The organism is Haloarcula amylolytica (assembly GCF_049705545.1).
GTDB lineage: Archaea > Halobacteriota > Halobacteria > Halobacteriales > Haloarculaceae > Haloarcula > Haloarcula amylolytica_B.
This window is the reverse complement of record NZ_JBNAMU010000003.1, coordinates 1-25,301: the sequence shown is the minus strand read 5'-3', so window position 1 is coordinate 25,301 and position 25,301 is coordinate 1. Positions and strand designations below refer to the sequence as shown.

The 25,301-nt window shown below is 54.5% G+C and carries 22 protein-coding genes and 6 pseudogenes; 13 read left to right on the top strand and 15 right to left on the bottom strand.

What is annotated here, in order from left to right; translation table 11 throughout:
• Positions 1–207: 207 nt before the first annotated feature.
• A pseudogene (locus ACOZ4H_RS19325) lies at positions 208–715 on the bottom strand (radical SAM domain-containing protein).
• Positions 716–1,612: 897 nt separating this feature from the next.
• Here ACOZ4H_RS19325 and ACOZ4H_RS19320 point away from each other — a divergent pair.
• The 4 genes from ACOZ4H_RS19320 to ACOZ4H_RS19305 all read left to right on the top strand — a co-directional run bounded on the left by ACOZ4H_RS19320 (position 1,613) and on the right by ACOZ4H_RS19305 (position 3,440).
• The gene (locus tag ACOZ4H_RS19320) at positions 1,613–1,876 is read left to right on the top strand and encodes a DUF7509 family protein (protein ID WP_424331038.1); all 264 of its coding nucleotides are present in this window, start codon (positions 1,613–1,615) and stop codon (positions 1,874–1,876) included.
• A 106-nt stretch (positions 1,877–1,982) separates the two neighbouring features.
• Positions 1,983–2,441, top strand: a complete 459-nt coding sequence (locus tag ACOZ4H_RS19315) for a winged helix-turn-helix domain-containing protein (protein ID WP_424330900.1) — start codon at positions 1,983–1,985, stop codon at positions 2,439–2,441.
• Positions 2,442–2,752: 311 nt separating this feature from the next.
• Positions 2,753–3,037: a hypothetical protein gene (locus ACOZ4H_RS19310; protein ID WP_424331048.1), complete on the top strand. Its 285-nt coding sequence runs from the start codon at positions 2,753–2,755 to the stop codon at positions 3,035–3,037.
• Entirely contained in the window at positions 2,928–3,440 is a 513-nt protein-coding gene (locus ACOZ4H_RS19305; RefSeq protein ID WP_424330899.1) for a primase-associated protein, read from the top strand. The genes ACOZ4H_RS19310 and ACOZ4H_RS19305 overlap by 110 nt, the downstream gene beginning before the upstream one ends.
• A 1,769-nt stretch (positions 3,441–5,209) precedes the next feature.
• Here the strand turns inward: ACOZ4H_RS19305 and ACOZ4H_RS19300 are convergent.
• From ACOZ4H_RS19300 to ACOZ4H_RS19285, 4 genes are read right to left on the bottom strand one after another with little or no spacing between them, the layout of a single operon-like run.
• Positions 5,210–6,142: a ParB/RepB/Spo0J family partition protein gene (locus tag ACOZ4H_RS19300; protein ID WP_424330898.1), complete on the bottom strand. Its 933-nt coding sequence runs from the start codon at positions 6,140–6,142 to the stop codon at positions 5,210–5,212.
• A 2-nt stretch (positions 6,143–6,144) separates the two neighbouring features.
• Positions 6,145–7,371, bottom strand: coding sequence for a ParB/RepB/Spo0J family partition protein (locus ACOZ4H_RS19295; protein WP_424330897.1), 1,227 nt, complete (start codon positions 7,369–7,371; stop codon positions 6,145–6,147).
• Positions 7,368–7,631: a hypothetical protein gene (locus ACOZ4H_RS19290; RefSeq protein WP_424330896.1), complete on the bottom strand. Its 264-nt coding sequence runs from the start codon at positions 7,629–7,631 to the stop codon at positions 7,368–7,370. The genes ACOZ4H_RS19295 and ACOZ4H_RS19290 overlap by 4 nt, the downstream gene beginning before the upstream one ends.
• On the bottom strand, positions 7,631–8,437 hold the full coding sequence (locus ACOZ4H_RS19285) for a hypothetical protein (RefSeq protein WP_424330895.1): 807 nt from the start codon (positions 8,435–8,437) through the stop codon (positions 7,631–7,633). The genes ACOZ4H_RS19290 and ACOZ4H_RS19285 overlap by 1 nt, the downstream gene beginning before the upstream one ends.
• Before the next feature lie 395 nt (positions 8,438–8,832).
• Here ACOZ4H_RS19285 and ACOZ4H_RS19280 point away from each other — a divergent pair, with 395 nt between their 5' ends.
• Complete coding sequence (locus tag ACOZ4H_RS19280) at positions 8,833–9,129, top strand: hypothetical protein (RefSeq protein ID WP_424330894.1); 297 nt, start codon at positions 8,833–8,835, stop codon at positions 9,127–9,129.
• Positions 9,130–9,374: 245 nt separating this feature from the next.
• Here the strand turns inward: ACOZ4H_RS19280 and ACOZ4H_RS19275 are convergent, their stop codons facing one another.
• Complete coding sequence (locus tag ACOZ4H_RS19275; protein ID WP_424330893.1) at positions 9,375–9,668, bottom strand: hypothetical protein; 294 nt, start codon at positions 9,666–9,668, stop codon at positions 9,375–9,377.
• Positions 9,669–9,797: 129 nt separating this feature from the next.
• Positions 9,798–10,487: pseudogene (locus ACOZ4H_RS19270) on the bottom strand (archaea-specific SMC-related protein); the annotation flags it as partial.
• A gap of 139 nt (positions 10,488–10,626) precedes the next feature.
• Here ACOZ4H_RS19270 and ACOZ4H_RS19265 point away from each other — a divergent pair.
• Entirely contained in the window at positions 10,627–10,950 is a 324-nt protein-coding gene (locus ACOZ4H_RS19265) for a hypothetical protein (protein ID WP_424330892.1), read from the top strand.
• A gap of 306 nt (positions 10,951–11,256) precedes the next feature.
• Here the strand turns inward: ACOZ4H_RS19265 and ACOZ4H_RS19260 are convergent.
• Positions 11,257–12,665, bottom strand: a pseudogene (locus ACOZ4H_RS19260) (Cdc6/Cdc18 family protein).
• 1,008 nt (positions 12,666–13,673) lie between these two features.
• Positions 13,674–13,853 (bottom strand): annotated as a pseudogene (locus ACOZ4H_RS19255) (type B DNA-directed DNA polymerase); the annotation flags it as partial.
• 212 nt (positions 13,854–14,065) lie between these two features.
• Between ACOZ4H_RS19255 and ACOZ4H_RS19250 the strand changes: the two are divergent.
• The gene (locus tag ACOZ4H_RS19250; RefSeq protein ID WP_424330891.1) at positions 14,066–14,584 is read left to right on the top strand and encodes a DUF7342 family protein; all 519 of its coding nucleotides are present in this window, start codon (positions 14,066–14,068) and stop codon (positions 14,582–14,584) included.
• A gap of 2 nt (positions 14,585–14,586) precedes the next feature.
• Positions 14,587–15,018, top strand: a complete 432-nt coding sequence (locus ACOZ4H_RS19245) for a hypothetical protein (protein WP_424330890.1) — start codon at positions 14,587–14,589, stop codon at positions 15,016–15,018.
• A 175-nt stretch (positions 15,019–15,193) separates the two neighbouring features.
• Here ACOZ4H_RS19245 and ACOZ4H_RS19240 read toward each other — a convergent pair.
• Positions 15,194–15,453: pseudogene (locus ACOZ4H_RS19240) on the bottom strand (hypothetical protein); the annotation flags it as partial.
• Positions 15,454–15,955: 502 nt separating this feature from the next.
• On the bottom strand, positions 15,956–16,189 hold the full coding sequence (locus ACOZ4H_RS19235) for a hypothetical protein (protein WP_424330889.1): 234 nt from the start codon (positions 16,187–16,189) through the stop codon (positions 15,956–15,958).
• A gap of 334 nt (positions 16,190–16,523) precedes the next feature.
• Between ACOZ4H_RS19235 and ACOZ4H_RS19230 the strand changes: the two genes are divergently transcribed.
• The 5 genes from ACOZ4H_RS19230 (at position 16,524) to ACOZ4H_RS19210 (ending at position 20,725) form a co-directional block, all read left to right on the top strand.
• Positions 16,524–17,063 (top strand): DUF7342 family protein, encoded by a 540-nt coding sequence (locus tag ACOZ4H_RS19230; RefSeq protein ID WP_424330888.1) that lies wholly within the window; start codon positions 16,524–16,526, stop codon positions 17,061–17,063.
• A 3-nt stretch (positions 17,064–17,066) separates the two neighbouring features.
• On the top strand, positions 17,067–17,522 hold the full coding sequence (locus ACOZ4H_RS19225; protein WP_424330887.1) for a hypothetical protein: 456 nt from the start codon (positions 17,067–17,069) through the stop codon (positions 17,520–17,522).
• Between the two features lie 1,372 nt (positions 17,523–18,894).
• A complete protein-coding gene (locus ACOZ4H_RS19220) occupies positions 18,895–19,194 on the top strand; it encodes a DUF3267 domain-containing protein (protein ID WP_424330886.1) in 300 nt (99 codons plus the stop codon).
• A gap of 157 nt (positions 19,195–19,351) precedes the next feature.
• A complete protein-coding gene (locus ACOZ4H_RS19215) occupies positions 19,352–19,495 on the top strand; it encodes a DUF2080 family transposase-associated protein (protein ID WP_424330885.1) in 144 nt (47 codons plus the stop codon).
• The gene (locus ACOZ4H_RS19210; protein ID WP_424330884.1) at positions 19,496–20,725 is read left to right on the top strand and encodes an RNA-guided endonuclease InsQ/TnpB family protein; all 1,230 of its coding nucleotides are present in this window, start codon (positions 19,496–19,498) and stop codon (positions 20,723–20,725) included. It begins immediately after the preceding gene.
• A gap of 1,018 nt (positions 20,726–21,743) precedes the next feature.
• Here the strand turns inward: ACOZ4H_RS19210 and ACOZ4H_RS19205 are convergent.
• The 4 genes and pseudogenes from ACOZ4H_RS19205 to ACOZ4H_RS19190 all read right to left on the bottom strand — a co-directional run.
• Positions 21,744–22,570 (bottom strand): annotated as a pseudogene (locus tag ACOZ4H_RS19205) (IS5 family transposase).
• Between the two features lie 165 nt (positions 22,571–22,735).
• Entirely contained in the window at positions 22,736–23,146 is a 411-nt protein-coding gene (locus tag ACOZ4H_RS19200; protein WP_424330883.1) for a hypothetical protein, read from the bottom strand.
• A 661-nt stretch (positions 23,147–23,807) separates the two neighbouring features.
• Entirely contained in the window at positions 23,808–24,038 is a 231-nt protein-coding gene (locus tag ACOZ4H_RS19195) for a hypothetical protein (protein WP_424331047.1), read from the bottom strand.
• A gap of 18 nt (positions 24,039–24,056) precedes the next feature.
• On the bottom strand, positions 24,057–25,301 hold a 1,245-nt coding region (locus ACOZ4H_RS19190), incomplete at its 5' end, for a hypothetical protein (protein WP_424330882.1).

Sequence of the window (25,301 nt, the reverse complement as noted above, 5' to 3'; positions counted from 1 at the left end):
CAAAACGGTCGATACTTTCGACATCCTTGGCCGACCGCTGGAGTAGGCCAGCAATAAAGCTAACCAACAAAACGAAAGTAATCGCAACAACTGTTGGTTAGCACTCTGTTCATTCACCCCGTCGCCACCACAGGCTCATACCCCGCCTGCGACGGCGTCGGCTGCAACCTCAACCTGCTACGCCGTGACGCGGTCCTGATAGGCATGTCAGATGAGATGCTCTATGGACTCGCCGTCCTGGGCTAACTCGGACTGTTCGGGCGAGGCGTCCATATCACGTGTAGAGAACGACTCTGGAGAGACGGCCTCTTGCATCGCTGTGAGCTTCGACCGGAGCTGACCGCTCGTCGAGCGGACCAACTCATCGTCTGGCAAGGAATGGACTTCGAGCCCGTCGAAGCGTGTTGCGACCTGCTGGACTGTATTTAGTTGTTCGAGGGCGTCTCGACCCAGTACTGGTGGCTGTCTTGCATCCGCTGGAGTTCGCTGACAACGTCATCGTAGCCGGCTTCTTTGGCGGCGTGAGACACTGCTGGAAATTTGCGCCACGGGGATTGATTGGTTCGTGGAAGACGACGACCTCACCGAGCGCTCTAAAGTAGCTGAGGAGCTCGTGAAAGTCGTCTTCGTCCATCGTTGGATATGTCGGTGACATCGAGACGAACACCGACACACCGGCCTGCTGGGGCTTATCTAACGCCTGCCAGCGAGTCATCGGTGGCGGGGCGTTCGGTTCCATCGCCCTGACGAGTGTCGCATCGAATGAGGGAATCGACGAGCCGACGGTAATGCGATCACCGGCGGCCTGAAAGAGATCGATATCCCGAGTCACAGCAGGGCTTCGCGTGAGAATTCGGATGGGAATGTCGTTCCCTCTTCGCTGGCTGGCGGGCTGTCAAGCCCCTCGGCCGATGCGTGTATATCTGTGTGCTGTGTCGCCGAGAGGATATACGCCAGCCTAGTGGGCTGAAAGTGAAAGTGCCGGCCCAATCCGGCACCGAATGGGGTGGGTGGGGTGGGGATACAGACACCTGAAAGTGAAATCAGATGGCGGTGTCTGTAGCTTAGACTTTTCCGGTGTCGGGTATGATACTGATGGCTAGTAGTTTCACAGTTGACATGGTGGCAAAGAATCAACAACGGGCTCCAGGATAACTGGGGTCTCTGGTCAGAAGAAGGACTGACTGACTTGAGCAACACCGTATTCAGCGTCGGTCGATGATTCAGCGACCACCGTACCGTTTTCGAGGATCTGTATCGTCAGCGTGGCGCTACTGTCAGTCTGTTTTTGCGCGTTGGCACTGATAATCTGGACATCGGTTGCCTCGATGTCGATGGTGGTCGTCCCCTCGCCGTCAACTGACCGTGTCTCCGAACCACCATCTGCCGTCGTGATTGAGATACCTCCTGTCCACTGTGTCGACGCACACGTACTGCTCTTGAACGTGACTCAGCACTCGTCGGCGGGAATCTAGACTATCACCACTGGTCGCACAACCCTGATCAGGGGGTCTGTCTCTGTCGCGAGTGCCACGATATCATCGGCTTCGACATCTATGATACAGAACTTGAGGAGCAAGCGGAATCATAGGGATTTGACTCTCGTCACGACCTGCAGGTCATTCGCCTTGCGCTTCGAGATGCTGCAGTAACCGGTCGGCCAGTTGGAACCCAATCTGCAACTGCTCTCGTTGATCGCTATAATCTCCTGCACTCTCCCGAACGCGTTCGCCAACTCCTTTTCCTGGGCGAGGAAAACGTTGAAAGTTCCATGGTCGACGCCGTCTCGGATAGATGGCATGTGACTGCCGACGAGTTCGACAATTTCGACGGACTCTACCAAGCAGTCAAGGCCCACATTCGGACTGTCGCGTGATAGTCTCTCTGGCACCTGTAGCGTTTTTCGGTATTAGGAGCCGTCAGGCTTGGCTGAGTACCGGAGTAAAAATATTTAATGTGGTTTGGGTACAACAATAAAATACATGAGCAATCCTGAGCGCACTGGAATACCAGATGGTGGCGTGTTAGAACCTGACAGGGAAGAGGATGATGGGCGAGATGATGACGAATTCGAATTGGACGTTGACCTCCCCGAAGACAGTATCTTCGATCTTGAGGACTACCTCAAGATGTACGAGGTCGCCTCTAAACCGAAGCAATTCCGGATCATGGAAGCACTAGCCGAGGACAACGAACTCAGCACCAGCGAACTATCGATGGTTCTGGGTGAAGAGGACAATGCCCTCCACTATCCGCTTCGAACGCTGAAAGAAGTTGGACTGATTAAGAACAGACGAAACCCCAACACGGGGACAGAAGAGACATATTCGTACTACGAGCTTACGGACATGGGGCGAGTGGTACTCACTGAAGGTATCCGAGAGGGGGTCAGGATACTGGCACGCGAAGAAGCGGCATTGGAAGACAAGTACAGCAAGTGAACCATACTCTTCCGACCGATTAGTATATTAGCCTCGACCGATGGAACATTTGTTGTCAGAGGCAGCCCTTCTTCGCGGTATTCATACGGTCGGTATCAACCGATGAGTTAGAAGGTGTGTCGCTCTTCTCGGTCTGCTTCAGTCGTTATCGTTCTCAAATGGATTGGACGGAACCTGTGGTGGTAGCGGCCCTCACCTGCAGGCGCGAATTGCTTTGTTTGTGTCTTAAGCCCCTGTCCTTGGAGGGAGACTTTAATCTGTGATGAATCAGCGGAACCCTTGAGTTCGACATTACCACCACGGCGTCCCGTATGAGTGAAGCAGAGCGTGAGCGATTGGGGCTCTCAAAAAACGACGTGTCGTTCATGAGCCTGATTGCAAGAGCATTCCGAGAAGAACTCGATGACTACACACTGACCGACTCGATGACTGACCTCAAAACCCGAGCTGGTGATCCCGATATTGACCAGTTGAGAGAGGAAGGCTATGTCGAGCAAGATCAGGTCTCCCGTCGACGCTACTACTCGCTTACGAGGAAAGGGTGGGGGGTCCGGTGCGAAAGAGATCACCGTCAACACGCTGGAGGATATCTTTGAACTCCCCTGCTTCGAGAACATGGTCGAGGACCTTCGAGTCGAAAATACTGTGCCGGTCAGGAAGGATCTCTACAACTTCGTCGCGATGGTTATGTGGCTACAAGATTACCACCAAATGTCTCATGAAAATATGAAACCAGCAGTGATTGATGACGTCGCAAATCTCTTCGAAAAGAAGTGGGATTGGTACGACCCAGCCGAGACCAACTATCAGGTTGGTTATGAAATTAACCACGGGACTATCGACGGTGAAGATGCCCTTCCGATGGGGTGCGACAACGACGACATGAGACGGCACTGTATCGGGAAAGAGAACTGCCCCTATTCAATCTATCAGAGTCTTCCGTTCCCGGACGAGATGTTCGATACGCTCGATCGGATTCAGGATGATGCCGAAATCTAAGCGGTGACATCTAAGTTGAAATCAGTCCTCAACTTTTCAGCCTGAGATATTCAGTGTCGGTTCGGTTGTTCTGAGCGAGTTAGTCTGTCCGTGTATCAACCTTGAGTTTATACATTGGATCGTGCAGCACCCCCGCCAAGATAGATGGTTGGTTCTGGGTTGTCTCTGGATACTGATACTACAGGGCGAGCTTCCCCAGTTAGAATCAAATAGTCCCTTATTTTCCGGAGTAGCGCTTGTACTGGAGGTATTCGAGGGTTTGAGTAATTATTGAATTCTTTTCCCAGCCTCAGAGAGGGCTTATCTCCAGAATTCTGCCGTGTCCAGTCATCTACGTGGTGTCCAGACACGATATGACACAATATGGCAGTTGTCTCGGGAGAACATAGGCCAGTTCGCCAGAAATCTGCCGTGTCCAGACGGCTACAGGGTGTCCAGACGCTAAACAGGGGGTATTTGACGCAGTATCCGCCAATTCTCCGGAATTCACCCGTGTCCAGACGGCTACCGGGTGTCCAGACGCTAAACAGGAGGGTATTCGACCGTTTATATTCCAATTCCCCAGAATTTGCCCGTGTCCAGACGTCTACCGGGTGTCCAGACACGAATATCCAGTTGGCGACAGTCGCTGGAAAGCGTCCAGACACGGCTTACGGCTTTAGAAAAGGTTATAGGTTCTATAGACTTCTTAGAAGAGTGTCCAGACAAGCTACACCCCCCGATTTTATCCAAAGAGAGAGGGGGGTGTAGGGGGTGTAGGAGGGGTGAAGCCAAGAGGCGCTTGGCAGCGGGCTTCAGACGGCAGCCAGCCGTGGACCACCCAGACGGGCTACTATCAGAATAGCTAGATAGACGAGACGCCTGTGTCGGCAGAGCGGGTCACAGTGACACAGCAGTGTAACGGCGAGTGTAGCAAGGGGTGGACCAGCGAGGATGCCGCAGTGGGACGGACCTCGATACAAAGACAGCCAGTGGGGAGATCCGCCTGGGCAACAGTGGGGGGACAGACCGCATCGAAGTGAGTGGGCGACACAGTGGACCACAGTGGATGGTGAGTTGGGACAGCTCCGGAAACGGTGGAGGGACGTGCAGCGACAGGAGGCACAGTAGGGGGACGCACAGTGGGGGGACGGACGGCGGGAACAGCACAGTAGGGAGGCAACTCAGGGACGCGAATGTATTTGGATTCTAACACTGGATGTGACTGCACTCTGGAGCGACGACGTCGACGGCTGGCTGGCGGGGAGATCGGCCCTGGAAGGACGCCCTCGGGACAGGCATGGCAACTCGCCTCGACACACCTACTACGACCGCAGGGGACAGGCCGGAGATGCACCCCTCGAAAGCCCGCGGTCGCTCGCGGTCCCTGCGCGACATATCATCGGTCGCTGCGCTCCCTCGATAGGGGCCGCGCAGCGGACGCCCGCACCGACCGCACGCGAGGCGACCGCCCCCTTTCAGTCCGCCCACCGCAACAGCGACCGCGACCGCAAACAGCCCAGCACAGCACACCTCAGCTAACCGACACAGCCCCGCAACCACGACCCCAGCAGCAACCGCGACAGCACCCGACAGCAGCCCACACCACACCACACAGTATTGTAATGCAAATAGGAGAAAGAAGAGAATGGAAGCGGAATTTGGCAAAAAAGTTGAGAGAGGCAGCGAGCACACGGCGCAGTGAAACATATATGGAACGTGCTAGGTGAGCCCCATATTACTCCGATTTCGCCGTCTTGTCGGCGATCAGCAGTACGCAAGTACGCAGTTTACGTCTCCTCGACCACATCTGTCGCTAACGAACGTATTGTCTCGGTCACGACATCAGTCAGTGAACGGCGGTTCTGATGGCAGTACTCCATCACAGCTTGCTTCTCCTCCCTATCTAACGCCACTGCTACCCGTGGGACCTCCAGGTACCGCGGATGCTGCTGGCCAAACAGAATCCCTTCTCGAACTGTCGCTAACGGGGTGTCCGTGGCTTCGACAGCCCGGTCAACGAACTCCATCGCATCGTCACTGTGGTCGAACTCTACCGCCATCGCCGCAATCCCGACCACACGGTCCTTACTGATGGCTGCCTGTCTCCGAGCTAGATACCCCGCGACGGTCCAACGCAACCCATCGAAACGCCGGATCTTGCTGTTATGATGTTTCAGTGCGGTCCACTGTTGACTCGTCCCTGTTGGTCCATCGATCAGCAACGGATGAATTTCCGCCGGTAACGACAAGACATTGAAATACCGCCGTACCGTTCGCGGCGCTTTTACTGTCCGATCAGCCACCAACTCGGCCAGTTCCTGAGTCGACTCCGCTTCCAGTTCACTCGCGACGGACTGACAGTACTGAGCCCACTCGTAGGTCGACCACTCCCGGACGATACTTGCCGTCTCTGTCGCCGCCAACGCATCCAGAGCGGTCTCATAGATCTGGACGGGCAATTGTTCCCACCCACACGCCGTAGCAGCCTGGTATCGCTGCCAGCCGTCCGTGATGTGGTAGACCTCATCTGTGGCATCCGGCCGTACAATCAGCGGATTACTCAGTCCTGTCTCTGCGATCGATGCTCGAAGCTCCTCTGAGGGGGTCACCCGCCGTGGGTTATGCGTTCCATGGACCAACGAATCCACAGCCACAAGTTTGTCGTACTCCGACGGGAGCTTCCCCTCAGGGATGGTCTCACGTTCAGGGTTCGCTGTCATCGCTACTCCCACTCCTCAGTTTCCGCTAGCGTCTCCAGTCGCTCTTGGTACAGCTCCCGGACTAATTCACCATGCCCGTTCACATCTCGCTGTTGCATCGCGTGAGTGTGCCACCGGCTGTGGTGCTGGGTCTCCGGCCCCAGCACGTCGACTTTTTTGAACGGCCGCGTCGGTTCAACTTCCTCGTACGTCTCTTTGAGCGCCGCAGCACAGTTCTGGAGCGTCTCAGTGAAGGCTTCTCGCTGGTCGCTCGTTGAAACATCACTCTCTAACTGCGTGGTGACATCGTGTCGGAAATCACGGAGCGTTCGCCGAAGCTCTTGCTCGGACATCTCGTCAAAGCGAAGTGACCCAACAGTCTCTAAGACTGCGTCGGTTGGATCAATGGCAGCCGTTTCAGCTTCTTCGTCAACTGCCTCGTACAGTGCGACGATTTCTCTGGAGGTCCCCGACTTGCCGTCACCACTGCCAAGTGTCGCCCTGATATCAATCCCGTAGTTCTCCAGTGCCAGCCGCTCTTGTTCGGTTCGGTCCTCGGGTGATTTGAACAGTGACTGCAACACTGGTGGCAGCTCTGCGGTCCGTAAGTGCCCCTCCACGATCGAGATTGCACTCTCATCGTCCCGGCCCAGGAATCGCTTGGCTACGTACTCTAAGGCTTGCTCGTCGGTACTGAACCGCCGCACCTGCGAGCCATCCGGTGAGTTCCGCACCGATGGCCCGTCACTTGGACTCCCAGGGAGTGTACATGTCGTCGCCGCACAGTGGGCCAACAACTCCGACTCCCCTGCCATGTCGGCGCTACAGGCTGGACACGACTCGGGCTCTTCTCGGGGCCGAACTAGCTCGTAGATCAGTTTGAGCTGATTGGCAATCTCTTGTTCGGACAACTCTTTCCGGTCGGTGTTCTCAATAAGGGACGTCCATGCTGCATCCAGATCGTCAGCGTTGAGGATTTTGCACGGCACCCGCTCATAGCCGGCTTCCATCGCTGCATGGTACCGTCGCGAACCAGCTACGATCGCGTACGTCTCGTCGGCATCACTAACCTGCTCGTCAGCAAGCTCAACAGTATCCAACGGCCGGACGATAATATCCTGTAAAACACCATCAGCGGCAATGGAGTCTGCGAGCTGGCGGTCATCTGCATCGCCGGTCCACGCCTCCTCACGGGACTGGACAGCATCAAGTACCAGCGACTCGACCGGTAACGCCTGTCGCTCGATCATGCATCCTCGCCTCCAGTGGCGTCACCCATGTCCTGAATGACTTGCTGCCACCCGACTTGCTCGAGTGTCAGTGCAACGTCGTCACCGCCGCTAGCCTCGATGGCGACTTCGGCGAGGAAACTCTCTGTCTCACTCGAGACTTTCTCCTGAATCTCTGTGACGGCATCGCTGTATGATTCATAGACAGTGACTTCCTCGGACACCGTCACGTAGAACCCGTCACCACCAGTAGCATCGACGGTAAACTGCGTCCCCGACATTACTCCTCACCCTGTGAGGCAGTATCGCCGGTATGCACGGTCCGGTCCGCAATGTCGTCTAGGTTGCTTTCGGCGACTTCGAGGACGCTATCATCAGTGACCCGATACGGCTTGAGCATCCCGTAGGTATCGGGGAGCACGTGGTCATTGATCCGGATCGCCAGTCGATCCGGCGTTCGGGGCCGAATATCGTCGGGGCCGCCCCACGAAAGATACTGGCCGTCGGACTGTTGGTGATACTTTGCTTCGGTCTCAATAACCGACCGCAGGTTGAGGTTCGTGATATTGAATCCCAGCTCACTGTAGAGGCCCTGCCGGGCGTTGAGTCGCTTGGTCGGTTCCCGAAGCGGCGGTTCGGCAGGGTCCGCGACGAACAGCAAGTCGAACTCGGCGGATTGGGCCGGCGTGACCTCCTGTAAACGCTCATCAGTAATGCGAATCAGCATCGAGGTGACCGTGAGATCCGGGTCGACGCTGATTCGGTCTGTATCCAGGACCGCATCTAGTTCTGAGAGGATACGTTTGCAGGCATCACTGGTGAGCGGATTGACCGGCCCACTTTCACCATGGAGTTGCTCGTATTCGATAGAGAGCCGCTGGTTAGTCTGTTGTTCGCGACTAACACCGTACTGCCGTAGGTCATCAATTGCGGTGCGGTTCGTCGTCTCGACGCTACCGTGAGCCTGGAGGCGGATGATATTCTCGCCGAACGCGTCGAAGAGTTCACGAGCCGAACTCGTCAACAGTGACGGGATCTGGGCAATTCGATGGATCTCGCCGCTGGACTCGGCGTTCGTCTCACTCATCGTTCGCCCGTCTCCAATCGGGATTGGTGGCCAATTGGTAACTGTTCAGACGGCGAGCAAGGGTGGAAACAGTGGCTACTTGGGGCAATATTCGGTCGAATGGTGGTTTGTAGGCGCTGCGATCGTGGGGAGGTTTCAAGACTCCCGGTAGTGATAACGTTCATGCGGTTTCGCAGCCGACGCGGCGCCCGTGTTGATGGCACGGCGTCGCACTCGGTTTTCCGAACGACACCCGAGGAGCGACGCGTCGACCCACTCAGACAGTCAAGGGCGCAACTACTTAGTAGTTTACCCCTATAAGCTAAAATATAACACTGTAGAGTGAAATATTAGCCAATAGAAGTAATTATCAGTGCTCCGGTGAAAATATGAGTTCACCCTTTGTCGAAAGTGACATGGTGAAAAGTGAGAGGAAAGAGTTGATACTCAGATTCATGGCAGAGCATCCTCTCGCGATGTCTCCTGTAGCGCTCTACCGAAACCTTAGAATCCACCGTGAGCTACGTGTGGGGAAAGAGACTGTAAAAAACTATCTTCAGGAAATGGCCAAAGAAGGACTTGTGCTTCGTGTCGACAAGAACGCACTCGATGATGCTGAAATCCAAGAGGCCGACGACGAAGACCGCGCCTACTACCTCATCTCAGAAGACGGGAAAGCAGCGGTGGAATCGGACTTCGAAGAGGTCTGGTAAGGTGCCCTGTCTGTTTTCGCTCGTTCGGCCGTTGCTGCGGAAGTTCCGCGGCCTGTCCAAGCAGGGCTTGGGACAGACTGCTCACACTTTAGCTAACTGAATGTCCTTACTCGTGAAACAGGAGACCTTCGACATAGACAATCGGTGGTTTCCCATTTTCATGCTCCTCTCTCTGACGGTCGAAACTGCAGTTATCCCGCGATTCACCAGGGCCGACTAATCTGATCCCGGAGGGGGATCTTAGCCTATCGTTGAGATCTTTTTTGTGGGATCAATTCGTCGGTGAAGGTGGTGAGAAGGTCGTCGGGCTCATATTCAAAATTATCTGTTGGAGGTTCCCAGAGTTCGACAGTAAACGCCGTCGCGTTTGTGGCGTGGCCTTCAGTGGCTTCAACAACAAAAACTGCGCTTCGATAGATCACGACCGTCTTATCATCATCGACATCGAGATATTCGATTGCGGCTTCATCAAGTGCAACTCGGAGGTCTGCCGGTTCATCTAACGTACAGTGTTGTACCGGCCCGTCCTCACTTGTCATACTAACTACTATCGGGCGTTTGTACAAGTGCCTCTGGATATCATACCTGACTGGTGAGTGATTACACCACCTTGCAGGTGTTACTCATGCCCCTCTCATTTACTGATAAGGATTTGAGCTGACGGGGGGTTAGATAGCAGTAACACGAGTGATGTCATTGTCGAGCGCCTGTGCGTCTTCAGGAAGCAAGGCGACCACGAGATACGCAGCATAGTCTTCGAAGTAGTCGACAAACTGGGCAATGCGGTCTGAATCGATCGCTTCCAGTGAATCCACCAGCATGAATGGCACCGTCTCATGAAGGTCGTGGACGAGATAGCCTGCCAGTGTGAAGATCAGTCCCGTCACCTCGCGCTCACTCTCGCTCAGATGTTCAATCGTATCTTCGTAGGCGGCTCCATTTTCTGTCGTCCGGACGATATGGAGGTCGAATGCTGTCTTCTCGACTTTCCGCCGCCCCTCACGCACTGTCTGCTCGACACGCTCGATCCAGATCCGGTCCAGATTTTTGTAGTCCAGAATCTCCAGCATCGCCTCCATATGTTCGTTGAACTCCTCAACCGCCTCGGCTTCGATCTGGTCGATCTTTGTCCGTTCATCGGTCAACTGGTCACCCAATTCCTCGCGTTCTTTTCGGAGGTTGTCGGCACGGTCCAGCATTTCCTCGATCTCTTCGATTTCCTCGGAGAAGCCTTCGAGATCTGATTCGAGACTATCGATTTCGAATTCAAGTTGGTTGGCTTCTTTGTGAAGTGAGAGCACCTCGTCGAAGTCCTCAGATTCAAGATCGTCGACCTCGGCTTCGAGTGATTCGACGTCGACATGGCTGAGCAGCAGTAAGCAGTACGAGCGGTGGCGGCTGCCGTCGTCTATCATAAGGACGTGATAACACAATATGTGATTAACCAACAAACCTATGCCAATACGTGCTTTGTTGGTTAACACAAGGCGACCGCTAATGTCCCACGAGCCACCGACGCCGCCGGCAGAACTCCCGACAGGGATCGTCGACACCCTCAACGGCTACTCGCCAGACCAACTCCGACACGTCGCACGCTACGCCGAGGAGTTAGCAGAGCACAAAGCTCGCGAGGCCTGTCTTGAGGAAAAGTCGGATGAGGACGAAATCGACGAGCGGCAGGATGAGCTACCGGACAACGTCCCGCCGAAAGCCACAGTCACAATCAAAGAGATCAACGACAACCGCTACTATTACTGGCAGTGGCGGGAGGGGGATAAGGTGACATCAAAGTATAAGGGGCCGGTCAATCCAGACGAGTGAACTCAACCTGGAGTACCCACTCCATGCTGCCGTCGTTTCCCCACGGTTTCTTCATCATCAATGGTACCGACGACAAAGAAATCGTAGGACACCCCCCGTTTTCGAGTAGTAAATGGGAGAGGGTGAAGAGATAGCACAGCAGATCTACCGCTACGTCAAATCTATTGGCTCACCCACCCCCCGTTTTCGAGTAGTAACGAGACATACCGACGAATTACACCCACCATTTTCGAGTTGTAACGCATCACGTGGGATACGTACACCCCCCGTTTTCGAGTAGTAAGTGTGGGTCCAATACTGGCGAGGTTAGTTCTTACTCCGGAATTGTTTCAGCCGTTCCTGGACAACTGCACTGATAGTCGCCTCTTCATGAGCTAGATCATCGAACCGGGAATCCTCACGGAGCGTCTCCATGATCGTTTCTGGATCCTCGGAGAGAGAGAGAAGTACATATGCACACCTCTGCCTCGCCCCTTGCCTCGACGTTCAAAGTCCAACACACCGTACGTACTCTGTTCGGTGACGTGATTTACGAACGTCTCGCGACTGTACTGATCCGTATCCATCGTATCAGCAATGAATTGGTACGTCTTGAAGGCAGGTCCAGCAGGTATCCACTCAGGATACTCTCTTGCATAGTTGGCCGTCGCCGCCACAGCGTAGATAGAGAGTTTCTTTTGAGTCGAGATTCCGCTGATATGACGGAGTTTGCGGTTTTCGGTGTATTTCTCCTGGGCTTCACGGACATCAGTCTCGGTAACCGTGTCAGCTCCACGCCGCTCGGCTAATTCGCCAGCCCATCTAAGGAGATCAATCGCTTTCCGCGCATCCCCGTGTGTTTGGGATCCGAACGCAGCAACAAGCGGAACAACGTCATCTGTAAGTGATTCTGGCTTGAACGCATCCCGCCGATTGTGGAGAATACTCCGGAGTTGCGTCGCATCGTAATCGTCGAAGAAGATATCGTCGGGATTGTAGGAACTCTGTGCGCGGCTGTTGAGATCCTTCATGAAATCAGCGTAGTTCGTGATCGTCGTTAGCGAAATCGGGCCGTCAAAGTCAGCAAGTTTGCGAGCCCGTGAAAGCTGGTAGATGAGAGAATTATACTCCGCTTCCTGATACGGCCCCTCTAGCATATCTATCTCGTCAAGGATGAAGATGACACCATCGTAATACTCTCGCATGAGTTCATACAGCCGCTCAAGCTTCTGATCCGTTGAGACGCCGGTCTGGGGTACACCAGGATCGACACCGAGGTCGTCGGCAGCAGCTTTAACTAGCCGGTAGACAGCCCGATCTGCAGTTTTCGGTCCCTCGCAGTTGATAGAAAGAACCCCGAAAGTCTTGCCTTGAGATTCACATAATTCGACGATTTGTTTACACACTGCATGAATGATGAGCGACTTCCCGGTTCCAGATGGTCCGCTCAGGAGCATATCGGGGATCCCTTCATTCTGGAGGACCGGTTTTAGGTTGTCGACGACACGGCCCAACTGGTCGTCACGACCGACGATACGGTCCTCATCAATGATGGTATCTGACCGGACGAGGTCTTTGTTCGCAAAAACACCACCGGACGATTCCGTTTGGAGTCGGTCACGAATTGAGATACCACCACCGTCGCCGCTAGTTGTCTCTTGAGACGAATCAACGGGATCTGATCCGTTTCCGAAGGTTGGTTGTGATGCGCCAAGAGAATCGCCCACCTCATCCATCGACTCAGGCTTTTCAGGATCAGCAGAAGAGGATTCACGACCCTCCTCACCTTCCGGATTATTCGATCCTGCTCTGCGTCCCTCTCGTCCCATTATGAACCCCCTCGAACTCTGGGTATAAAAATATGGACCCTTATGGAGTTGTAACCGGGCGAAAATAGGCTATCTAAGCACTACAGCCACGTATCCTCTGTATGAGTCAGCTACCGTCTTCGGAATCTATCACCCTCCGTTGTCGAGATGTAACGGGTCGACGAAGATCGCTATCATCGAACTCTCTCGATGCCTCAGACCCCCCGTTTTCGAGTTGTAAGCACCAGGATTGTCGCGAAAGAACAACACTCGTAGGACCGGTTCGCGAAGGAGAGTAACAGCGAGTTTCGAATATGATTGCTTCTGAAGCTGTTTAGCTGAATGCAGGCGCTAAGCCCCCGTCGTTAACGATCAATGTAGGGAGCAAAGCGACCGAGTGGCGCAGTAGGGGAGGGTAGTTCACTGATCTCGAATGTTCTACCCCCTCCCCCCTTTTTCGAGTTGTAAGTCATGGGGAACGGGCCACTCCAAACGCCGTGTAGTGAGCACCAAGGTAACAGAAGTTGGTGTAGAGGCAATGAAACAGGATAGTACACGGGATTGGCACCACGGACGAAATGGGAGAATATCAATATATAAATAACTCAATCGTCTAGCTGAGCTAGACGATATATTCTATTTGTCCACAGTACAGATACGGTTAAGTAACATAGAATATAAAATTTTTCATTCTAAATAGCAAGTTAGAACACTAAAGAATCAGCACCTCTATCGTGCAGATCTGGTGTAATCGATTGGCTCGCAGTCCCTCTTGTCATTCACCCCTCCTTGTCGATACGAGTTTACAACTCGAAAAAGGGGGGAGGGGGTTCGTCAGATCCAGTCTGTGATACTGACTATACGTGTTCCGTTGATCTCTCATCTAATATCGTTCTGATCCCTGTCAAGAGATGCCAGTATGCTCTCGACAGCTCAGACCGACTGAGTCTCGTAGTATGATGGACCGTACAACTCAATCTCTTCGTGAGACAACGCGACCCGCTCTTGCGAGGTTTTCTCGTCGTCGGCGACTACGTACTTGATGTCCCGTCTCGGATGGACAGCGAGGTCCTGCTCTCGAGCCCGCTTCAGCGCCGCCACGTTCTGCATATGCTGCGGACATGGTTTTCGTTTCGATCATTGGGACGCTGAGCCGGAGCGTCGATAGGTCACTCGCCGGCGTCAGACCAGCGCCAGTCTCCAGACCGTATCGGAACTCTCGCGAGAAGTCCACGTTGAAACAGGCGAGATTCCTGGCAGCATAGGAAGACAAAAAATATATTTTGCCCACAGAAAGAAATATGTGAGCTTACCCCGTTGGTCGAAATATGTCAGACGACGCCCGTGGCGACGGCCCACCCCCATTCGACCGGCCATTCGAAGGCGCAGACACGAAACAGCGCGTGTATGGCGCGGTCCTCCATGCACGGGAGCCGATGACGGCCGCCGAGATTGCCGAGCGTGCAGACTGCTCAGAAGAATCTGCACGGACGCACCTGTCCTTCTATACTGACCTCGGTATTGTCATCCACCACGACGGCCGCCCAGCTCGATACGAGCGCAACAACGACTACTTCGAATGGCGGCGAATGAACGAACTAGCGAATGACCACACCGTCGAAGAACTACAAGCCCGGGTCTCGGACCTTACCGACCAAATCGAAGCATATCGGGAGGAATACGACGCTGACTCGCCCGCTGACGTTGATGTTCTCGAATACGACTCCGAGCACGTTGACGACGTATACGCGGACCTCGGCGACTGGGCGACCGCGATCGAGGAGCGCCGGCTCCACGAGCGCGCCCGACAGAAGGCGACCAGTTCGACTGCGCCGTCGCACGGCTGACGATGGTGCCGACCGACGATGGCGCGAGTCCCGCGCCACTAGACCGGGCAGTGTTAGAGCGGATACAGTCTCGATTCGCTGGCCGCCGACTATTCGGAGCAGTGGACCTCGTCGAGGAAGGGAAACTGTATCTCCGTGTCGAACTCGCCGGTGATTACTACCCGGGTGATGTGTCTGCTCGGTTTGAGATTCGATGGTATCGCAACGACGACTTCACCGTTCACTATCAAGAAGAGCGCCAAGAGAGCGTGTGGAAGTGTCGGTGGGATCGTCACCCCAGCAGTCACAACGTACGGGACCACTTCCATCCACCGCCGGACGCGAGTCGCGCCAACGCAGAGGACGCACAGTGGCCCCAAGACCATCGTGATGTCTGCCGCCTTGCCCTCGATTACGTCGAAGAGCGAATCGAAACGCTGTGGGAACGGCAGTAGGACGCAAAATAGTCTCACTCCCTTTCATACTACTTGAAACGCGTGATCCTCTATGCAATTGGGTCAAGCGATTTCATCGATAAATCCGACTTCAAGCAATACCGTTCTGCAAGCTCCATCAACGCTCGAGTCCGTCGGATATCGGCGACGTTGTGGATGATGAGCAGGTCGTAGTTCGGTTGGGCAACCGTTGACTGGGCGCGTCTGAGCGAGTGTCGTCGCGTGTCCGTTCGCGTCGACCCAGAAAGGGGGCCCGTCGTGCAGGAGGAGATGGTCGAGCACGAGCGACTGCAGGATCGGGACGCCGCGGCCTCCCTCGACGTCGAGCAGCGTGATGCCGTCGTCGAACTGTGGCAGCAGCATCTCGTCCGTAGTCGGATCGGCCTGGTCAGCGAGGGATAGATTGCGGTCTGCGCCCCGAGTTGGCTGGTTCACCGCCAATCGGTTCGACGTTGAGTGTCTCCTATACTCGACTTGTTGTCCACATTTTTGATAAGCCGCGGTGTGGCGCTTCCACGTTTCAGGGTAAGCCCCAGATAGATCGGGACTTGTCCACAGTTGCCGAGTTTCTGGAAGATACGACGGTTTACGGGAAGGTTTCCAGAATCGGACTCCTCAGCGCTACCTAGTTAACCAACATTTCTAATTTTTCGAACCTGTTTGTTGGTTAAACACGCAGACGCCGACGAGATTTTGTCGCGAATCAACAACCTCGGCAATGACCCCTATTTCATTGGGTTGCTGGACCACGAGCAATCGGACTTGGTGAGTTCAGTTCGGGATAGCTGTCGTGGTTCCTCGTCGCTACTGCATCCGTGAGCAGCTGCCGAATCAACGAACGATCATTCCCGGCCCTAAATAGCGTCCTCGGCTCCAGGGAGATTGTAGCAACCTCTTTGAAGTCAAGAATATTATTGACATGGCTGATAGGATTGTGTTACTCGGTTTTATGGAGTTGGTCATCGACCTCGTAGAGCCAGCCACGGTCAAGAAGCCGATCGACCACGTATACTGCATCAGCCTGCTCCTCAATATCCTCAGACTCAGCCAGAAGGAACTCATGTGCTTCACTCTTGGAGAGTTCGTCAGTGCCTGTGGCGTACGCTCTCTCGAGTGTCTGGTAGGCACTCTGGATCCAATCTGGGAGAGGCGGTTGGCCAGTGTGTCCCATAGCCCTAGTAATTCAACTATACAGTATAGTTGAGAGCCAGCAACTTTACTTCCCCGGCGGGTTGGATAGGCGACTCTGAGCTCGAGACTGAGACACTCTGAGATGGTGATTACAGGGATAATCACAACCAGTTTCAACTACCCTGACGCTGCCGATAAGCATGACTGCCGCAATCGTCTTTTGACGCCGTCCTCCCTGGAGTAGAGCCGTCAAGATCGGGAAATGACCAATTTCTGGATTCAGTTTATATGTGTCGAACGATCGGTCAGGAGACACACTCGATATAGGATGGACCACCTCAACTTATAATAAGCCAGAGTGCGAACGATGGACTATGATCGAAGACGAATCAGATTCCGAAAGCCTGATGCACCGTCAGACGACGGGCGAAGACCGTGTACGGATGGTCGCACGGCAGCTGTCGGAGCCGCGGACAGCGAATTGGATCGCCTCTGAAGCGGGCTGGTCACACGAGCCCACCAAGCGCGTCCTTGAACGGCTCGTCGACGACAGTATCCTCCACCGTGACGAGAGTGGTACCCACACCACGTACTACCCTGATTACCGCCGGCAGGCGATGCAGGAGGCGATGCGCCTCCGAGACAGCGGCCAGACTGTTGAGGAGCTCACGGAGCGGCTTGCCGAGATGAAGGCACAAATCCGTGATTGGGAGGACACATTCGACGTCGAGTCACCGAACCAGCTTCGCGGGACACTCGCTGAGGAGACCCTTGATGACGAGGAGGAAGACCAGCGGCGTGACATCGCTCGTGAGTGGGAGCACCTCCAGCGTCGCATCAAAATCGTCGGATTCGCCATCCGTGAGTGGGACTTCCTCGCCCCAACGACAGAGCCTGCTGAGGCTAGCAGCTAACGGATGTCGGTCCCACATCCCGGAGGTGACCCAAACGCGAATCTTTACGCCCAGCTGAAACGGGATGTGCTTGACCGTGTGCCACAGATTATGACGGTCGAGTACGTTCCAGATGATATTGAAGTCAAGCAGCTGCGGGCGAACTTCGATCCGAATCGTCTTGATCCCCCGACGGGCCCCAAGTCGCCGGAGCTGACAATTAAATGGTACCGTCAAGACCCTCACGACTGGTTCCGTATCAACTACACTGATCCGAACACGGGATTTCACGCTGGGTGGCACCAGGACGAGGATCACCCCGACCTCGGACGGGCACATTTCCAGTACTCGGTCGCCGACAAAGAGGACCGCTGGGCAATCACGTTCACCCAACAGACTCCCTCACTGATTCTCTGGGAAATCGTAGAAGATCTCCTCGAGAAAGTCCATCCGAATTACCAGTACGCGAACGAGGACTAATGACCCTGATAAGGTATCTGGAGAACACACCGGACGGTCACTCGTGGGTTCATTGACTGATACCACAAAACAAGGAGAAAATCCGTGATTGTGAGGGCGGGAACTAATGATTTGGTGGATAAGCAGGACCAGCGTCTCTTGGCTAGCGTAGCGCCTCTGCTTTGCGTGAAAGGCACCGGAATCGAATACGCAGTTCCGGGGCCACAGAACAGTGCTCACAGTGTTGACTTCAAAACCGTTCTGACGACCCAACTGCTCAGTGACCTTCAGAACTGACTGCCGGGTGTTCTGACATCCTGACGAGACGTTCAGAGAGCCGTGCAAGATGCAGCGCGCGAGTCGGTCAGATTAGAACTAAGGAAGCGGGGAGAAACGTGGGGAAAATACAAATGAAACTTCCGTGAACTCAATGTATGCGCTCGAATTGGTCTCGACGTGCCCTCCTCGGCGGTTTAACTTCACTCGGTATCACGGGACTTGCCGGGTGTAACGGTCGCCTCGGGAGCAGCCGAGGTGCAACTGATGTTTTTGTTCACAACCAAGGGGATGTGCCACGGGCGGTCGGTTTGACTGTCACACAGGGCGACAGCGAGTCTTCCCGCATCGATACCAGTCTCGAGCTAAGACCGAATGAACAGGAGAAAATCAACAACGAAGTCATAATGGGAAGTGATTATGACGTAGAAGTATCGTTCACCGACACGGATAGAGAATCACCGTACTCAGAGACACAGGAATGGAATGACGCCGGTCAACCCCTGCACATCATACTGAACGACCAAATCGTATTTGCAGTCCAGATAGGGTAACTCAGCGACAACCCATTCCTATTCACTCACTGTGTAGACCGCTACATCTATTTGCTGTATACACCCTCTAAGTCTTGAACACCGCTTCTGACACCTTCTGGAAACATTAGACCGGACGTGCAAGGTGGAAGGCGCGAATCGGTCATGCAATACTGGTCGTTACTGGGCCAGTCAAATCGGGAGATACAGAGATCCTCTTTACCGGTCTTTGTATAGGATATCAATATCGATCTTGGGGCTTCGGTCCACCCTATTTATTGAGATTGGACGTGGTAACGTTGTATGCCCACGAGTGGGTACAACCCGTCTGATACGCTGAGTCCAGCAACACCGACTGGATATCAAGAGGCTGTCCCGTTCCAGTATTCGTTGGTTGTGATACTCGGTATTGTTGCCGTGCTGGTGTCGATTGCTGCGGTGGGATTTGGGGCCCTCCTCTGGTATGCTCAGGGAACCGCCTCGAAACTATCTTCGCTTTTGAGGAGACGGCCACAAGCATCTCGTTCACGGTTCGATCGGGGTCGGTCGCCATCGCATTCGTCGGCGCGATAGGAGTTATCACTGTGCTTCACGAATTGACGCATGGACTCGTCTATCGATACCTCGGGTATCAGGTATCGTACGGGGTCGCCCCGCAACTTGGAGCGTTTTACGCAGCAGCATTCCACCAATTCCAGCAGCGCAGCGACAACCTCGTTGTGGGAATCGCACCTCTGGTCGTTCTCAACGTGTTGCTACTCCCGTTGTTGTTCGTTCCGATTCCCCTGCTTGCATTTGCAGCATTTATTGCGCTGCTGTTCAACACCGCTGGGGCTGCCGGCGACCTCTATCTCGTCGCGGTATTACCTAAAACCAGGCGCTAATGCCCCGTCCTCAAGGAGCAACGCAGGGAGCGAAGCGACCGAGTAGCGCAGTAGGGCGGGGATACAGCGCCGTCATCGTCTCACAGACACTCTGCAACGACCGGCCCACAGGCCCACCAAAGTGTTTATACGTCCAGACAATGTATATACATCGTACATGGAGAAGTTCACGATCAACGGCCACGAAGTCGTGGACGGCGACGTGAAAGCCACCGGCAACGGCGCTCACGTCTACGTCCCGAAACGATGGCGTGGCGCGGACGTGAAAATCGTCCGCACATCCGACCCTACCGACAAATAGATGAACTACAACTACAGGTATCGGCTGAACCCATCCGACGACCTCCGCGAACGGTTAGCGTGGACTGTCGATACCTGTAGGCAGGTCTACAACCATTTCCTCCACCGACTCAACCGACACGACGATACGTCCTCGTACTCCGAACAGAAGCGTCTGCCGGACTTGAAAGACTGGTGGACCGACCTACGAGACGTTCACTCGAAGGCGTTGCAGAAAGTCGTCCAGCGGTTGTACGACAACCTCTCGACGCTCAAAGGCCGGAAGAAAAACGGCTACAACGTCGGGGAGTTGAAGTGGAAAGCACCGGGCGAGTACCAATCGTTCACCTACAGTCAATCCGGCTTCAAACTCAAAAACACGAGTGGTCGGACGCGACTGTGGCTCTCAAAGATTGGTGACATTCCCATCACATTCCACCGTGACCTACCTGACGACGCCACTATCAAGACCGTCGCGATCAAACGCGAACCCACCGGCAAGTGGTATGCCATCCTCGGCGTCGAAACCCCTGACAACCCTCCCGAGAAGCCTGACGAAGTGACTGACGCAGTTGGCATCGACGTGGGTATCCTGAAATACGTCCACGACAGCGACGGAACCGCCGTCAAGTCGCCGGACCTTTCCGATGAACGCGAGCGATTGGAACGCGCTCAACGTAACCTCTCGCGGAAGAAACACGGCTCGAACAATTGGGAGGAACAACGCAAGACGGTCGCTCGACGCCACGCCGACCTGAAACGCAAGCGACGTGACTTCTTGCACAAACTCTCGGGATACTACGCCAGCGAATACGACCTTGTAGCGGCCGAGGACTTGGACGTGAAGGGGTTGGTCGAGCTCCCGGGCAACTCTTGGAATCGGGTCAGAGCCTCGTGGGGGACGTTTCTACGGATGCTCGAATACAAGTGCGAACGGGAAGGGACGCACTTCGTCGCCGTGGACCCCCGAGGAACGACTAAAGAGTGTGCGTCATGTGGTGTCGAGACGGACAAGCCGTTATGGGTACGCGAGCATTCGTGTCCGTCGTGTGGGTTTGAGGTGGACAGAGACGCGAATGCGTCGTGGAACATTCTTTCTCGCGGTCTCGAACAAGTAGGGACGGGCTGTCCCGAATCAACGCCTGTGGAGACTGCGCTCCCTACGGACACCGATTCGGTGTCTGCAAAGCGCGTCATGGAAGCAGGAAGCCCCACCCTCAAGGAGCGAACCGCGTCAGCGGTGAGCGAGTAGGGTGGGGAGGAAGTCACCGCCTGGAAGCATTTCTGCGCACCCTGCGAGTGACAGCATACCAGAACAGGCTCCCATCGTCCGTAGATATCGCCTTCGCTGCATATCTATATAATCAAGCCATCACCGAAGTGTTTTTTCATAAATCGAGAATTTCCTATCAGATTCACTCTGTACTGAATGGTTCTTCGACTAAATCAACATCTGTCAAGAACACCGTGTGAGATATAGAGCGTGAGTGCAGCAGTTCTCACTCCAGGGAAAACAGTTAATTCGGTAGAACAAGACCGAAGAGACTCACAGCAACACCGATACCGACGAGTGGAAGGCTACTCTCAGAGAAAAGCCCGATGAGTGTCAACTGAAACCCGAATAGGACAACCCGCAACCCTTCGACACCAAGGTACTGCGGTGTAGTATCTGCCATAGATACCAGAGACAAGCGAGAGTTATTAAACCCCATCTCTACCCTGTATAAACTCGGCTGATAAACCCGACCAGTCACTCGCTTCTCAGCGTGAAACGTACTACAAGACATGCGCTATGTATACAACAACGTCTTTTGAAACCACTCAGTTTCTATCAGAATAGGCGTGACCGATACAGAGGGTAGAGTCAGCAAAACAGACCCATCCCCTCGGGATATGCTTGCTGAAGCCGCTGTTAACCACGGATCCAATGAATAGCGGGGAGAGAGAGGTTTGTATTCCGTATCAAGCTACAACTGAGATTTGACCAATATTTAGACTTATTGTAGTATGATGAGGTGCATCAAATATGTCTCAGGATATACCGACAAGGATAGTATTAGGAGTCGGGGTTATTGGAATTTTGGCAGGATTTCTCCTAATTATACAAGTGCCAGCTGCCAATCAATACCACGAAACGACTCTTTCAGCCACTGGAATCGGTATTTTGCTCATTCTGTTTGGTATTCAAACTCTTGCTGAGTCACAGAGGTAGTTCTCTCTGTTCAAGACCCGCGCCCTGGGTCTTGTTTAGATGCTCAAAATCATCTGAGTTAGGTCTTGAGAGACTGTTCTATGTTTCTGACAGCACACATTAGGACGATCTCTCGGAACTGTCCAAACCACGTTCGTGACTTAATTGTCGAACCAAATCGTTCTCAGCGCAAAAAATATCAATTCTACGATAGAACGCTGATGATATGTCTTATCATCAATGTGAGCATTATGAGCAGCGTCAAGTGAGTAAAACTCACGATGTTTGATGACCGGTCTAATGTCCTCATTTCGGAGCATATGCCGGAGTTTGTCCCAGTCAAAGCCCTTGTCAGCGACGACTGTTTCTACATTATTGAGATTCCTCTTCAGGACTTTCCAAGCAATCTGTATGTCGTGTGGTAGGTTCTTTGAGCGTGTACGTCGAGTATTGACCGCGTAGAGCAGTCGGCAAGAATCGTTGTTTTAACCGACTCAAACGTTCCTTTGACTCGCTTTGAATAATTATGACTGGACGAACGGTGTGCGATACTAGTCGAGTCTATTGCCTGTATCTCTCCAGAATCAAACAAATCTGCTGACAGTCCTAGCAACGTCCGCCAGACATTCATTTTGAGGTCTTGTTTCCGACTACAGACGGTGGTGAAATCCGGCGGTTCATCCACTGAAAGGCCGAGCATTGATACAATATCGGGCAATTCTCGAAGCACGTCGAGCAGCTGCCGGTAAGTGTGATCGAGGTATTCTCGAAGGCCGTGAATGGCTATGATTACCCAATCTGCGTAGCCACCTTTCCTTTCTTGATAGGTGGGTCTGGGTCACTCCCGACAGCTTTTTGAGATAATGTGACACATCGTTCGGTGAAGCGGGCCAGTTTCGAGTGCACACCGAACTGTGCTCGCTTCACTTCCTAGAATCCTCGACATTTAGGCAATATTACTAGCGTCTAAACAAGGCCCGAGCCGTGTATTCAGCAGTGGCTTCTTCATCTACTCAGTGTTGTCAGTAAGGGTATAACAGATACAGAGGCTGAATACAGCAGACCCGGTCGTCACGACGTGATTCGACTGAGCCAGGCTCCAAGCATCAGTAACAGGATTCCGATTACGAGCAACTGAGATTCTCGAAGAAGGATTGATATAAACGGCTCGTAACCCCCTATAGGCTCTTCAAAGGGGCCAATGACCCGATAGAGATAGAACACGAGATAGATGAACCCAGGGCCAGTGGCACTGGCTGTCACCGTCGCTTGTGCAGACGCTCGTGTGTAGAGGAACACCACCAACACGACGTTGAAGATGAGTGGGATAAGCCCGCCAAAGTACGAATTCACGACTGCGACAAGGAAAAACAACAGCGAAACGCCGATGACGAACCCCACGCGGTGGCGCTCACTCCGACCAACATAGGCAACAATCCGACCGACCCCTTGCTCAACCCACCCTGAACCTGGCTCACTCATAGATATAGTTCCCATCGCAACCACAAAACTATCCGGCCACCATGAGCAAGAGTGACGACGCGTGCTGCATATGCGCTGTGTATTCAGCAGGAGTGCTGAAATCTATCACCGATTAAGAGCTTCAACAAGGCCGTTTCTCTGAGAGATGGTTGACCGGAATCCGGATTCAACGTACAACACTTTGGGTCAATAGAGTCAATCTGTTCACATGACCTCGCTCGTGGCTCGATTCCGCCAATTTCCAACTGACCGTCCCATTATCGCCCTCGCAATTGCGATCCTGACCGTCGAGATCGCCGGAGCTTCCGGATCAGTCTTCACGATACAAAGTCTCAGCACGTGATATAATATGTAATAAAACGCCTGGATTCAGCGTTTTCCTAGTTCGTTAGTTAGAGCCGACACCGAAGTACATCTGGTGAAAGACCCCCCGTCATCGATGTGTAACACAGAATCGACGACCCTCATATGAATTTGCGTATCTGTGATCGGAACTAATTGTTCCCCTCCCCGTTATCGAAGTGCAAGCCGCCCGTCTGACACCCCCCGTCATCGAAGTGTAAACACAGGGTCGAACATTCCCCCCGTCATCGATGTGAAAACGGTTCAGTACCCGATTCACGCCGTTTGGCACGCGGATTTTCACTTCGAACATGGGGAGTCATCCCGATAGCAAACCCCGCGTTCTTCCGAGGCTCCTCCTACTCACCCGGATTACCGCTCCCCGATACCTCGACTTCATTTTGTTACCTTCCCGCCAGTGCCGGTAGTAGTAGCGGTTGTCGCTGATCTCCTTGATCGTGATCGTGACCTTCGACGGGACACCGAGCCAGTTCAAGGACTCCGCGCTGGCCTGCGAATCGTCGACGCCGGCGGTATCGGACAGCACCACTGCGGTCGGGAGTCGGGATCAGCCGCCGTACGTGAGCATGGCGATTGAGCCAAGCAGCGCGCCTGCCGAGATGATCACCGCCAGCCGCAGCACTTTCGCGAGCAGGTCCTCGCGTGCCGAGGTGCTGCTGAGGTCTCGGTCGATGTCCGATCCCATGCGCCGTTTCAGCAGCACAGACCCGACGAGTAGCGCCACGGAACAGACCGCCACTGTCCCGTAGAGCCTCACCTCGCTGGGCTGGATGGCAGTCGTGATAGCCCCGAGGGCCCACAGCAGGTCGGGACGCAGTTGGGCGTCAATCGTCGCCGCCGCGGCCGATATCCAGCCGGCGCCGAAGAACCCGCCCACCAGACCGAGGCCGAGCCCACTCACACCGGCCGCGAGCGGTCGCGTCCAGCGCGACCGCACCGGGACCACTGTCAGATCGGAGACGCCACCGAGAGCGCTGCGCAATTCCTTCCGGAGCACGGACTCGGCGAGGTCCTCGTGGTCCGCCGGCATCGACTCGCGTTCGTCGCTGTAGGCCTCGACCACGTTGTCGACGTGGCCGTGGATCGCACGGCTGAGCCATCGCTGCCGGAGGATCGCCTGCTGGTGGGCCAGCCTCTCGGCGGTGTCATCGTGCGGGACGACGACCGTGTCACGGTTACTGACGCTGCCGTCGATGTGTACGACGACATCGGTCTCCGAGAGGCAGTCGATGCGCCCCGACTTGGAGACGGCGATCGTGACGCCGAGGTCGCCTAGTTCCTCGACGAGCGACCGGAACAGTCGCGAGGCGTCTCTGATGTTTCGGACCGCGAGATCGACTTGCGTGTCTTCGTCATCCACCCTGCCCTCGTGGGTGAGGTTCTCGAAGAGGCTACCGGACGACACGCCAGGCGTGGGCTGATCCGGATCCAGCAGGATGCGAAGCCCCTCCAGCAGGCTGTCTGGCAGCTCGACCGGGGTTGACCGAAGCCCCTGCAGTGCCCAACGGCGGTCCGTCGGATCGTCCATGGGTGCGTGTTCTAGTTCGAACCGGTTGGGCGCGGTCGAATCGATGACGGACTCGATCGATGTCAGATCGATCACGTCCTCGAAGGTACATTCGACGGTCGCCTGGATTGGCTGACCGTGCCGTGCCCGGAGGTAGCTACAGACGCGGCCAGTGGCGGTATCGGCGTACAGCATGACGATCCCAAGCTCGAGGTCGTTGAGCTCGGCCGGATCGTCCGCGAACATCTGAGAGCCGCTGTTCTGATACAGGCGGGTTTGCTTCAT